The sequence below is a fragment of the Pseudomonas sp. 2VD genome (genome assembly GCF_005503585.1).
Taxonomy (GTDB): domain Bacteria; phylum Pseudomonadota; class Gammaproteobacteria; order Pseudomonadales; family Pseudomonadaceae; genus Pseudomonas; species Pseudomonas aeruginosa.
This window is the reverse complement of record NZ_SCND01000184.1, coordinates 1-11704: the sequence shown is the minus strand read 5'-3', so window position 1 is coordinate 11704 and position 11704 is coordinate 1. Positions and strand designations below refer to the sequence as shown.

Below are 11704 nucleotides of genomic sequence, written 5' to 3'. Positions count from 1 at the left end.
CGCCAGTTCCTCGCCGTCGGCAGCCAGGAAACGCACGCCGAGCGCGCCCAGCAGGCCGGCGCCGGCATCGTTGGTAGCGCTGCCGCCGAGGCCGAGGATGATCTTCCGCGCCCCGGCGTCCAGCGCCGCACGGATCAGCTCGCCAGTGCCACGGCTGCTGCTGCGCGTGGCGTCGCGGCGGTCGCGCGGAACCAGGTGCAAGCCGCTGGCGGAAGCCATTTCGATCACTGCGGTGGCGTCGTCCAGCCAGCCCCAGTGCGCCAGGGTCGGCTCACCGCGCGGGCCTTCCACCCGGCATTCGCGACGTTCGCCGGCGGTGGCGGCGAGTACCGCATCGACCGTGCCTTCGCCGCCGTCCGCCAGTGGCCGCAGCAACACCTCGGCCTGCGGGAAGACTCGCCGCCAACCGCGGGCGATAGCCTCGGCGACGTCGGGCGCTGACAGACTTTCCTTGAACGAATCAGGAGCAATCACGATTTTCATCAGTCACCTCACAGGGCCGGGAGTCCCCGGCCCCGCTTCAATCAGAGCAGCACAAGGCTGAGCAGCCATACCGCGAGCATACCGGCGATACCCTGGACCAGGGTCGCCAGGGTCTGGGCGCGATAGGCAGTGGATACGGTCATGCGGCTGAACTGGGTGACCACCCAGAAGAAGCTGTCATTGGCGTGGGACACCGTCATCGCCCCGGCACCGATCGCCATGACCGTCAGCACCCGGCCCATCTCGCTGTCCAGGCCGAGCTGCGGCAGCAGCGGAGCGACCAGCGCCGAGGTGGTGACCAGCGCCACGGTGGTCGAGCCCTGTGCGGTCTTCAGCGCGGCCGCCACCACGAACGGCATGAACAGGCCGATGCCCAACGCGGACAGGGTGCTGCCCAGGTAGTCGCCGAGCGGAGTGATCTTCAGCATCGCACCGAAGGCGCCGCCGGCGCCGGTGATCAGCAGGATCGGCGCGGCCGACTGGATGCCTTCCACCACGCGCTCATGGAACTCCTCGCGCTTGCTCTGGCCCTTGAGCAGGGTGCAGGCCAGGGCTAGGCCGACCAGCAGGGCGATCACCGGTTGACCAAGGAAGTTCAGGCAGGCGAACAGTACGCCCTCGCCCAGCGGCTTGCTCGGGAATACCGCGACCGAGCCAAGGCAGATCAACAGGATCGGTACGAAGATCGGCGCGAACGCCTGGGTCGCGCTGGGCAGCTTGCCGTAGCGGGCACGCAGCTCGCTGAAATCCTCTTCGGTCTGGACGACCTGGCCGTCGTCGACCAGGGGAATGTCCTTGCCGACGAAGCGATTGGCCCACCACATGCCGGCCATCGCGGTGACGAAGGCGACCACCAGGCCGACCGCGATCACCAGGCCAAGGCTGGCGTCCAGGCCGAGGTTGCCGGCCGCGGCGATCGGTCCCGGGGTCGGCGGCACGAAGGTGTGGGTGGCGTAGAGACCGGTGGCCAGGGCCACGCTCATGGCGATGGTGGATATCTTCATCCGCGCCGCCAGGGCGTTCTTCAGCGAGTTGAGGATGACGAAGCCGGAATCGCAGAACACCGGGATCGACACCAGGTAGCCGATGATCGACATGGTCAGGGTCGGGAAGCGTTCGCCGAGCAGGCGGATCACGCTTTCCGCCATGGTGATCGCCGCACCGCTGCGCTCGAGGATCACCCCGATGATGGTGCCGAGCACGATGACGATGCCGATGTAGCCGAGGATGCTGCCGAAGCCGCCGGTAACGGTCTTGACGATTTCCGCCGTGGGTACCTGGTAGGCGAAGCCGGCGATCAGCGCGGCCGCCAGCAGGGCGAGGAACGGGTGCAGCTTGAGTCGCGTGGTGGACAGGACGATAAAGGCGATCAACGCCAGCAGGATCAGGACCAGGGTCATGAGCCGCCTCCTTGTTGTTATGGGTGTGGGATGGGCGCCCAGGGGCGGGTCATTTTCGCTCCGTCGGGACCGGCCACGCCTTGTGCAACGGCCAGAGGAAGACGGCGCTGGAAGGGGAACATTTTGTGCGACTGCACAGTGAATCGATTGATCCGCCCGTTACCCGCGGCGCGGAACGAGCAATTGCAGCCCCAGCAACAATTGCTGGCGGTGCTCCAGGCGAGCGAGATCGAGCCCGCTGATCGAAGCGATGCGCTCCAGTCGGTAGCGCAGGCTGTTGCGATGGATTCCCAGCGCCTGGGCACAGGCCTGGGCGTGCCCGTCATGGGCGCACCAGGACTCCAGGGTAGCGGCCAGCGAACCTTGCGGATCGTGGTCGAGCAACCGCTGCAAGGGCGCCAGCAGCTGCCGCACCTGCCAACTGTCGCGCTGGCTGAACAGCAGGCTGGCGAGGCGGTGTCCGTCCAGGGTCACGACCCGCCGACCGGGCAACCGGCTGCGCGCATAGTCCAGCAGGTCGCGTGCGGCGCAGGCCGAGGCGCGCAGCTCGGCCAGGTCGTGCGCCGGGTCGCCGGCACACAGGCGCGCCACGCCCCAGCCGCGCGCGTCGCCGCGCTCCAGCCAGTGCTCGAGCGCATCTGCATGGGCTACCGGCCGGCACCAGAACACCAGGCGCTCGCCCAGCGCCGCGCTCCAGTGCTCCGCCCGGCCGCCGAGTGCCGCCAGCAGGCGAGCCTGGCAAGGCAGCGGATCGGCATGCTCGGGCAGCTCCAGGAAGACCGCCTGGCGCGGCCAGTGCATGGCCAGCCCCAGGTGTTCCGCATCGGCCGCCAGCGCCCCGAGGCCGTGGCCGGAATCGAGCAACTGGCGCAACCAGGCTTCGTGACGCTGGCGTTGCCAGTGTCGCTCGTCCTGCATCTGGCGCTGTTCCATGAGCATTTCCGCTGCCATCCGCACCAGCTCGGCATAGGGCCGGACCACCTCCGGCGCGCCGGTGATGCCGAGCACGCCGACCAGCCGCTCGGCGTGCAGCAACGGCAGGTTCACCCCTGGCCGCACCCCGCGCAGGCAGGCGGCGGCCTGCTCGTCGATTTCCACCACCCGCCGGTTGGCCAGCACCAGTTGCGCCCCTTCGTGGCGGGTATGCAGGCGCGATGGATCGCCGCTGCCGATGATCATGCCCTGGGCATCCATCACATTGATGTTGTGCGGCAGGATCGCCATCGCCCGATCGACGATGTGCTGCGCCAGCGTCGAATCCAGTTCGAACATGGAGGACTCAGGGCGCCAGGCGTTCGCGCGACCAGCCGCCGTCCTGGCGTCGATAGTCGAGACGGTCGTGCAGGCGGCTCGGCCGCCCCTGCCAGAACTCGATGCGCTGCGGCAGGAGACGGTAGCCGCCCCAGTGCTCGGGACAGCTCGGCGGCTGGTCGGCGAAACGCCGCTCGGTGTCCGCGAGCAGCCGTTCCAGCTCGGCGCGATCGGCGATGACCCGGCTCTGCGGCGAGGCCCAGGCGCCCAGGCGACTGCCCAGCGGACGCACCTGGTAGTAGGCGTCGGATTCCTCGGGAGTGACCTTCTCGACGTTGCCTTCGATGCGCACCTGGCGCTCCAGCGCCGGCCAGAAGAAGGTCATGGCCGCCCGCGGATTGGCCGCCAGTTGCTGGCCCTTGGCGCTTTCGTAGTTGGTGAAGAAGGTGAAGCCGCGCTCGTCGAGGCCCTTGAGCAGGAGGATACGGCAATGCGGATAGCCGTCGGCGTCGACGGTGGCCAGGGTCATGGCGTTGGGTTCGACCGGCAGGCGCTCGGTCTTCACCGCGTCGTCGAACCACTGGCGGAACAGGCTGAAGGGATCGCTAGGGGCGTTGGCCTCGCTGAGGCCATCGCGGGTGTACTCGCGGCGCATATCGGCCAGGGACTGGGTCATGGCGCATCTCCAGGGGGAAATGCGCCATAGCTTAACCGCAGACTCCGCCTCGCGCTTGATCCGGGACAATGGCGCCAAGCGCCCTGCCCCGGTTCGGCTCAGTTGCCCTGGGCCAGGGACAGCAGGCTGGCGCGCTGGGTATAGAGCACTTCGACGCGACGGTTCTGGGCGCGGCCGGCGGCGCTGGCGTTGTCCGCGCGCGGCATGTCGGAACCGACCCCCTTCAGGCGCAATTGGTCGCCTTTCAGGCCGCTGAGGCGGAAGATCGCCGCCACCGACTGGGCACGCTCGAAGCTCAGCTTGTCGTTGACCGCCTTGCTGCCGGTGCTGTCGGTATGGCCGAGTACCAGGATACCGCTCTGCGGATCGGCCTGGGCCATCTTGGCGACCTTGCCCAGCGGGTTGAGGGTGATCGGCATCAGCATGGTGTGGCGCTTGGGATTGAACGAGTAGTCGGCGGGGGCGATGACGATCAATGCGTTGTCGCGGCGTTCGAGGGTGAACTCGCTACCGGCGATCGCTTCGCGCAGGGCTTTCTCATGAGTATCCAGCCACTCCTTGGTGACCTTCTGCTGGACCAGTGCCGGCTTGCCCGACGCCTTGCTCGCCGAGCTGGCGCCGAACGGCCACCACCAGGGGTTGGCGGCCTTCGGCTCGGCTGCGGCGGCGACTTCTTTCTTCGCCGCGGCGATCTCGGCCTTCTGCTCCGCAGCCTTGGCGGCTACGTCCCGACCGCCTTCGTCCTTGCCGAACGGCCACCACCAGTGGCTGGAGCCGACATGCTCGGCTTCGGCCTTCTGTTCCGTGGCCTGCTTGGCGACGGTCTGTCCGTCGTCCTTGCCGAACGGCCACCATGAATGGCTGGAAGCCTGCTCGGCCGGAGCCTTGGCTGGCTGCGAGGAAGCATCCTGGGTCTGGAAATAGCTGCAGCCGGAGGCGGTCATGCAGAGAAGAAGCGTCGAGGTCTTAAGCAGTTTCATACGTCGGGGTCCGTTGGAAGTGAAAGAAGGCGAGCCCGATGGAACATTCGGCTCAACCGCCGGTCACATCGCAGCGATGCCGGAGTCGATCCACTGCCCCGGCAACGCCCTATCTCATACGACGCTTTAGATTGTGTCGCTAAGCCATTATTTGGCAATGAAATTTAGCGTCGAGCCGACAAGCGGTTAAAAGTTAACCAACGGATTACAGACACTCCCCCGCGACACGCGCCAGCTGTTGCGCCCGCGGATCCATCAGCACGTACGGCCCCAAGGCGTTGCTGACAAAGGAAAAAGCCAGGTCGCGCTCGGGATCGGCGAAGCCGATCGAGCCACCCGCCCCAGGGTGGCCGAAGGCCTTGGGGCCGAGTCCGTAGGTCGCATTGGCCACGCCCGGTTGGTCGAGCATGGTGCCGAGGCCGAAGCGGGTCCGGGTCAGCAAGGTCCGATCCTCGCCTACCGCGTGTTCGTGGGCCAACTGGCCCAGCAGTTCATCCTCCAGCAAACGTCCCTGCAACAGGCCGCTATAGAAGCCGGCGAGCGCGCGCGCGTTGCCATGGCCATTGGCGGCCGGCTGCTGCATGCGTCGCCATTCCGGCTTGTTGGTGCTGGTGAGGATCGACGGCGGATTGGTGAAGGCGCGGGTGGTCAGCGCCAATGGCTCGCTCATCATGGTCTTCAGCATGCGCTGGGCGGCAGCGTCGCCGAGGCTGCCCTTGCTCCGCGCCATGTGGGCGACGCGGCCGAACTGGCTGTCGTCCAGGCCGATATGGAAATCCAGGCCCAGCGGTGTCGCGGTACGCGCCACGATGGCCTCGCCCGGCTCGCGGCCGTCGACCCGGCGGATCACCTCGCCGAGCAGCCAGCCGTAGGTAATCGGTGCATAGCCGTGCGCTTCGCCGGGCGTCCACCAGGGCTCCTCGGCGGCCAGTGCCGCGGTCATCGCCTGCCAGTCGTAGAGTGCCTCGGGCGGCATCTGCTTGCGCAGCGCCGGCAGGCCGGCGCGATGGCAGAGCAACTGGCGCACGCTGATCGCTGCCTTGCCGGCCGCGGCGAACTCGGGCCAGTAGCGTGCCACCGGCGCGTCCAGTTCAAGCTTGCCCTCGGCCACCAGTTGCAGCACGGCAACGGCGGTGAAGGTCTTGGTGCAGGAGAACAGATTGAGGATGGTGTCGCGCTGCCAGGGCTGCTCGCCGTCCTTGTCCGCGACGCCGCCCCAGAGGTCGACCACCGTCTCGCCACCGACCTCCAGGCACAACGCCGCGCCGCGCTCCTGCGGATTGTCGAAAAGCCGGGCGAAGGCCTCGGCAAGCGGGGCGAAACGGCTGTCACAGTGGCCTTGGGGCGTCATGGGCAAGTTCCGGTGGGAAAGTGGTCGGAGCATTCTTCCAGCCCTCGGCGGCCTTGTGAACCCTGACATAAGAGGGGTTCGCCGCAAGCGGGCGGCGGTGAATGCGCGCTCATGAACCGGCTGAATCCTCGCGCGGCGGCGGAGGCTCGACGGCAGGCATGGAGCTGGCCATCGCCGACAGTCGCGACAAGGCGGCAAGGTTGCTTCGGCGCACCGTGTCGACGAAACCGGCGAACGGCAAGCCCGTGATCCCGACCAGGCCGATATGACCGTTCTCGCCGTCCAGCAGGCGCCCGCTGGCCGGTTGGTCGAGGTACTGGAACCAGTGGGCGCCGACGATATACGGACTCTTCAGCGCCGCCTCCAGGAACGTTCGGTAGGAGTCGCCGCGCGCCCGCTCATTGGCCGCCTCGCTGACGCCACCCCAGAACGGACCGCGATCCCGCGAGCCGAAGTGGAACTCGCTGATCAGCACCGGCTTGTCCAGCCGCGCCAGCAGGGAGTCGTCCAGGCCCTGCCCGGGCAACGGCGTATAGAGGTTGAAACTGAGCAGGTCGCAATACCGGGCGCAGGAGGTGATCGCCTCGGGAGTGCTGACGGCGAAGCGGCCGCCGAGCAGGAGGTGGTTCGGTGCGTGCCATTGCAGGGCGTCGCGCAGGGTCTTGAAGTAAGCGTCGGCATACAGCCGGAGGAAGGCGCTGTAGTCCTCGGCGATGGCCGGATGCCCCTCGCCCGGCAGCGGAGCCGCGTAGCCCGGCGCCTCCAGGGCCTCCCAGGCGGCCAGCTCGATGCCCCAGGCCTGGGCCAATGCCTCATGGCGCAGGTACTTGGCTTTCAATTGCTTGACGAAGGCGCGCTTCGCCGGACTGTCCATGGACAGCCTCAAGGCTCCGAAAGCGAGGCCGTAGCGCGCCTGGGCCGAGCCGTCGCGCCCGGCCCAGGCCAGTTCGTTGTCGGCGTAGTAGCCGAGCAGCCAGGGATCGTCGCGGTGGTCGCGAGCAGCGATGGCGATGACGCGCTCGGCGGCCATGGCGAAGCGCGGGTCGAAGGGATCGGGCATGGCTCCCCACCAGTCGAAACCGCTGCTGACCGTGGCGTAGTCGCCGGCGATCGACAGCGGCAGGCTGTAGGGCATCCGCGCCTGTGCGGCGAGCGCCGGATCGCTCCAGTTGCCGAGGCTGTTGAAACCCCATGCCGAGAGGCGCTCCAGGGTGCGCTGGCGCCATTCGCCGGCGAGCTGGTCGGCGCTCGCCTGGGGAGCGATGCGCTGGCGATTGGCACCGAGGAAATCGAACCAGCGGCCATGCCCGAAACGCCGCCCGGCCTGCGCGGCGACGCCGCGGCGGTCGTCGCCCTCACCGAAGAATGCGGCCAGCGGCTCACCCTCCGCCGGCAGTTCGGCGAACATCGGCTCGCGTCCTTCGACGTAGGTCCGGCTGCCGTCGGCGGTCACCGCATTAACGCCCAGCGACCAGAACGGATGTCCTTCCGGAGTAACCAGCCACCAGCGCCCGCCACGTTTTTCCGTGCGGAAGAAGCCGCTGGCTTCGAACACCGGCCCACCCAGCAGGCCGCCGAAACGGTCGCGCGCCGGTGTCTCCCGTTCCCAGTCGCGGAGCTGTGCGGCCTCGGCCGCATAGGCGCTGCGCAACTGTTCGTCGGAACGAATCTTTTCCGGCCAGTCGGCGCGGCTGTACTGGCCATAGCGATCGATCAGGCCGGTCAGGATGCTCCGCTCCACCGCCCTCCCTGCGCGTATGCCGAAACGTCCGAGCAGGATGCTCTGGGGAGCTTGCGGCGAGCGCAGGGACAGGCTCAGCGCCCCGACCCTGGCGCGGTCCAGCGAGCCCTCCACGCGTGGCGCCAGCAGCATCCGCTGGCCTTCGACCATCTGCGGCATCGGCGGCCCCGCACGCATGCCCAGAGCCTCTGGCGAAACCGCCCGCAACGGCACCAGCAGGGTCTGCGGCGGGCCTGCCGGAAGCTCTATGGATGCCTGCAACCCCGGCGCGCCCTGCTCGCCCTCGATCGCGACCTCCAGGGTCATGTCCCAGCTCATGGCGTTCTGGATGCGCAGGCTCACGTAGTCCGCTGCGGACCAGTCCCAACGGCCCTGCGCCGGACTCATGCGCAAGGTGGGCCGTTGCGCCGGGCTGAAGGTGACGCGACGGAGAATGTCGCCCTCCGGGGTGGCCTCCGCCGTCACGCTGGGCAGGTCGGCATCCTCCAGGGTGATGCCGACCACGGCCATCGGCTTGACGAAGTTGAACAGCACCTGCTGGGTGTCGTTCGCCGCCAGCGGCGCGGCCACCGCGAGCAGGCCGAGAAGCAGGGGAAGATGCCAACGCGAACGGATCATGAAGCCTGTTTTCCTTAACTCCATCCCGGCATGGACAAATGCCGGGAATTTCCCGATGCGGCTCGGACGTGAAGGCTGGAGCCCTCCGCGCAGATCAGCGCGTCAGGCGATTTCCCGCCGGAACGGCGGCAATGCATTGAGGATAGCCTTGCCGTAGCGCTGGGTGACCACGCGGCGATCCAGCAGGGTGATGGTGCCGCGGTCCTGCTCGGTGCGCAGCAGCCGCCCGCAGGCCTGGACCAACCGCAGCGAGGCGTCTGGCACGGCGATCTCCATGAACGGATTGCCGCCACGCGCCTCGATCCACTCGGCCAGCGCCGCCTCCACCGGGTCGTCGGGTACCGCGAAGGGAATCTTGGCGATCACCACGTGTTCGCAATAGGCCCCCGGCAGGTCCACGCCTTCGGCGAAGCTGGCGAGGCCGAAGAGCACGCTGTCCTCACCGTCGTCGACTCGCGACTTGTGCTTGTTCAGGGTTTCCTGCTTGGACAGGTTGCCCTGGATGAACACCCGCTTGCGCCAGTCGCGGTCGAGACCGTCGAAGACCTCCTGCATCTGCTTGCGCGAGGAGAACAGCACCAGGCTGCCGCGCGCGCCCTTCACCAGTTCCGGCAGCTCGCGAATGATCGCCGCGGTGTGCTCGGCGGCGTTGCGCGGATCCGCCTTGAGGTCGGGGACCCGCAATACCCCGGCCTCGGCATGGTGGAAGGGGCTCGGCACCACCGCGGTGACCGCGTTGCGCGGCAGGCCGGCGCGCATGCGGTAGCGGTCGAAGGTGCCCAACGCGGTCAGGGTCGCCGAGGTCACCAGCACGCCATAGGCGACGTTCCACAGGTTGCGGCGCAGGGTCTCGGCGGCGAGGATCGGGCTGGCGTTGGCTTCGATGTCGTAGAAGCTGCCGCTCTCGGCGAGGGTCAGCCAGCGCGCCATCGGCGGGCTGTCCTGCGGGTCCTCGCAGGTGAATGCGGTCCACAGTTCCCAGTTGCCCTGGGCGCGCGCCAAAAGACTACCGAACAGCGGGTACCACTCTTCCGCCTGGTGGCTGGCGATGCCGCCGGCGCCTTCGCCGTCCATCGCCTCCTTGAGGATATCGGTGAGACGGGTGAACAGGTCGGTCAGCTTGGAGAAGCCTTTCTTCAGCTCGATGCCCATCTCGCGGATATGCTCGGGGACCACCCCGCCGACGAAACGGTGACGCGGCCGCTCGCGACCTTCCATGTCCTCGCCGGCGCGAAAATCGCCGATCTCTTCGCAGGCGGTGAACATGAACTGCTGCTGGGTCTTGATCTCCCGGGCCAGCTCCGGCACCTGTTCGATCAGGCGGCCGAGGTCGCCCGGCAGCGGGTGCTGGGCGAGCAGCTTGGTGAGGTTCTTGGCGATCTGCTCCAGCCAGTCGGCGGTAGCGCGCAGGCGGGTGAAATGGGCGAAATGGCCAATCGCCTTGTCCGGCAGGTGATGGCCCTCGTCGAACACGTAGAGGGTCTCGCGCGGATCGGGCAGGATGGCGCCGCCGCCCAGGGCCAGGTCAGCCAGGACCAGGTCGTGGTTGGTGACGATCACATCGACCTTGGTCATCCCTTCGCGCGCCTTGTAGAAGGCGCACTGCTGGAAGTTCGGGCAATGTCGGTTGGTGCACTGGCTGTGATCGGTGGTGAGCTGCGCCCAATGCGCGTCGTCGATCGCCTCCGGCCAGCTGTCGCGGTCGCCGTCCCAGCGGTTGCCGGCCAGGCGTTCGATCATCTGGTTGAACAGCTTGCTGCTGGTCTCGTCGACGTCGATGTTGAAACCGTCGTCGGCGAACAGTTGCGCCGTCGCGCTTTGCGCCTGGCCTTCCTGCAGCAGCACGTCGAGCTTGGACAGGCACAGGTAGCGCCCGCGGCCCTTGGCCAGGGCGAAGCTGAAGGCCAGCCCGCTGTTGCGCAGCAGGTCGGGAAGATCCTTGTGGACGATCTGCTCCTGCAGGGCGACGGTCGCGGTGGCTATCACCAGGCGCTTGCCACTGGCCTTGGCGCAGGCGATCGCCGCCAGGCTGTAGGCCACGGTCTTGCCGGTACCGGTTCCGGCCTCCACCGCGACCACCGCCGGCTCGCCCTCGCGGTGCCCCTCCTCGTCCTCCTTGATCGCGCCGAGGGCCTTGGCCACTTCGGCGATCATCAGGCGCTGGCCATAGCGAGGCTTCAGCTCCTTGGCTTCGAGAAAGCGGGTGTAGGCACCCTGGATCTGGGACTTGAGTTCGGCGCTGAGCATGGAATTCCTGGGCCCGGCGCGCAGCGGAAGGCGAATCCGCCGGCGCGCCATAGCTGGATAAATTTTCAGTGGTTCGACAGGGCGGCTATGATAACGCGCTTCGTCACAACCGCCAGCGGAGATCGCCGAATGACCCCCTACGCCCTCGTCTACGCCCTGCATGTCCTGGCCGCCCTGGTCTGGGTCGGAGGCATGTTCTTCGCCTGGACGATACTTCGTCCGGCGGCCGTCGCCGCGCTGGAGGCCCCAGCCCGCCTGGGCCTGTGGCTGGAGGTGTTCCGCCGTTTCTTCCATTGGGTCTGGGCGGCGGTGATCCTGCTACCGATCAGCGGCGTCGGCATGCTGCACCTGAGCTTCAACGGTTTCGCCGGCGCGCCGCGCTACGTACAGGTAATGATGGGGCTCTACGTCGCCATGCTGGCACTGTTCCTGCGGGTGCAGGCGCTGCAAGTGCCGGAACTGCGCCGCGCGGTGCAGGCCCAGGACTGGCCGGCAGGCGGGCAGGCGCTGGGGAAGATCCGCCGCACCGTCGGCTTCAACCTGCTCCTCGGCCTGTTGCTGATAGCCCTGGTAGCGGCACGCCCGAGCCTCTGAACCGGCGATGCGCCGGCAGCCGTGCTGCCGGCCTCTCCTCAGAAGCGCACGACGTCCAGGCTGCCGTCGCTGCCGTTGGCGCCGTTCGCGCCGTCCTCTCCGCTGCGCCCCGCACGACCGGCATCCACCGAGTAGATCCAGCAACCGGTGGCGTTATCCGCCGCACCCGGTTTGCCGGCCTTGCCTCCGGCGCCGCCGACGCCGCCTTGCAGACGGGTTTGCAAGCGCTCCAGAGGAAAATCGCCCGGCACTTCCAGACGAATCCGACCGCCCGCCCCGCCCGGACCGCCGTCGCTTCCGGATTGGCCGTCGCCACCTTTCAGCCTGTCTCTTATACACCCTCTCTCTTATACACATTCCGAA

General features: G+C 67.8%; 9 protein-coding genes and 1 pseudogene. 1 reads left to right on the top strand and 9 read right to left on the bottom strand.

Going from position 1 to position 11704, the window contains the following annotated elements:
• The 8 genes from FFS27_RS19485 to dinG all read right to left on the bottom strand — a co-directional run.
• Positions 1–483: glycerate kinase (locus FFS27_RS19485; RefSeq protein WP_137952157.1), on the bottom strand; the 483-nt coding region annotated here is incomplete at its 3' end.
• Between the two features lie 41 nt (positions 484–524).
• Entirely contained in the window at positions 525–1883 is a 1359-nt protein-coding gene (locus FFS27_RS19480) for a GntP family permease (RefSeq protein WP_015503357.1), read from the bottom strand.
• Positions 1884–2042: 159 nt separating this feature from the next.
• Entirely contained in the window at positions 2043–3155 is a 1113-nt protein-coding gene (locus FFS27_RS19475; protein WP_137952156.1) for a CdaR family transcriptional regulator, read from the bottom strand.
• Between the two features lie 7 nt (positions 3156–3162).
• Complete coding sequence (pdxH, locus tag FFS27_RS19470; RefSeq protein WP_003108674.1) at positions 3163–3810, bottom strand: pyridoxamine 5'-phosphate oxidase; 648 nt, start codon at positions 3808–3810, stop codon at positions 3163–3165.
• Between the two features lie 98 nt (positions 3811–3908).
• Positions 3909–4790 (bottom strand): OmpA family protein, encoded by an 882-nt coding sequence (locus FFS27_RS19465; RefSeq protein ID WP_003108672.1) that lies wholly within the window; start codon positions 4788–4790, stop codon positions 3909–3911.
• Positions 4791–4995: 205 nt separating this feature from the next.
• Entirely contained in the window at positions 4996–6141 is a 1146-nt protein-coding gene (locus FFS27_RS19460; RefSeq protein ID WP_003086355.1) for an EstA family serine hydrolase, read from the bottom strand.
• Between the two features lie 109 nt (positions 6142–6250).
• On the bottom strand, positions 6251–8524 hold the full coding sequence (locus tag FFS27_RS19455) for a beta-agarase (RefSeq protein WP_021264416.1): 2274 nt from the start codon (positions 8522–8524) through the stop codon (positions 6251–6253).
• A gap of 78 nt (positions 8525–8602) precedes the next feature.
• Positions 8603–10747 carry an ATP-dependent DNA helicase DinG gene (dinG, locus tag FFS27_RS19450; protein WP_003086351.1) on the bottom strand — a complete coding sequence of 715 codons (2145 nt, stop codon included), beginning with the start codon at positions 10745–10747 and terminating at the stop codon, positions 8603–8605.
• A 129-nt stretch (positions 10748–10876) separates the two neighbouring features.
• Between dinG and FFS27_RS19445 the strand changes: the two genes are divergently transcribed.
• On the top strand, positions 10877–11341 hold the full coding sequence (locus tag FFS27_RS19445) for a CopD family protein (protein WP_003082024.1): 465 nt from the start codon (positions 10877–10879) through the stop codon (positions 11339–11341).
• A gap of 38 nt (positions 11342–11379) precedes the next feature.
• Here FFS27_RS19445 and FFS27_RS19440 read toward each other — a convergent pair.
• Positions 11380–11667, bottom strand: a pseudogene (locus FFS27_RS19440) (collagen-like protein); the annotation flags it as partial.
• Positions 11668–11704: the final 37 nt, after the last annotated feature.

Excerpts from the sequence above, each read along its gene's own strand:
- FFS27_RS19480 (WP_015503357.1), bottom strand. The coding sequence starts at position 1,883 with ATGACCCTGGTCCTGATCCTGCTGGCGTTGATCGCCTTTATCGTCCTG.
- FFS27_RS19475 (WP_137952156.1), bottom strand. The coding sequence starts at position 3,155 with ATGTTCGAACTGGATTCGACGCTGGCGCAGCACATCGTCGATCGGGCG.
- pdxH (WP_003108674.1), bottom strand. The coding sequence starts at position 3,810 with ATGACCCAGTCCCTGGCCGATATGCGCCGCGAGTACACCCGCGATGGC.
- FFS27_RS19465 (WP_003108672.1), bottom strand. The coding sequence starts at position 4,790 with ATGAAACTGCTTAAGACCTCGACGCTTCTTCTCTGCATGACCGCCTCC.
- FFS27_RS19460 (WP_003086355.1), bottom strand. The coding sequence starts at position 6,141 with ATGACGCCCCAAGGCCACTGTGACAGCCGTTTCGCCCCGCTTGCCGAG.
- FFS27_RS19455 (WP_021264416.1), bottom strand. The coding sequence starts at position 8,524 with ATGGAGTTAAGGAAAACAGGCTTCATGATCCGTTCGCGTTGGCATCTT.
- dinG (WP_003086351.1), bottom strand. The coding sequence starts at position 10,747 with ATGCTCAGCGCCGAACTCAAGTCCCAGATCCAGGGTGCCTACACCCGC.
- FFS27_RS19445 (WP_003082024.1), top strand. The coding sequence starts at position 10,877 with ATGACCCCCTACGCCCTCGTCTACGCCCTGCATGTCCTGGCCGCCCTG.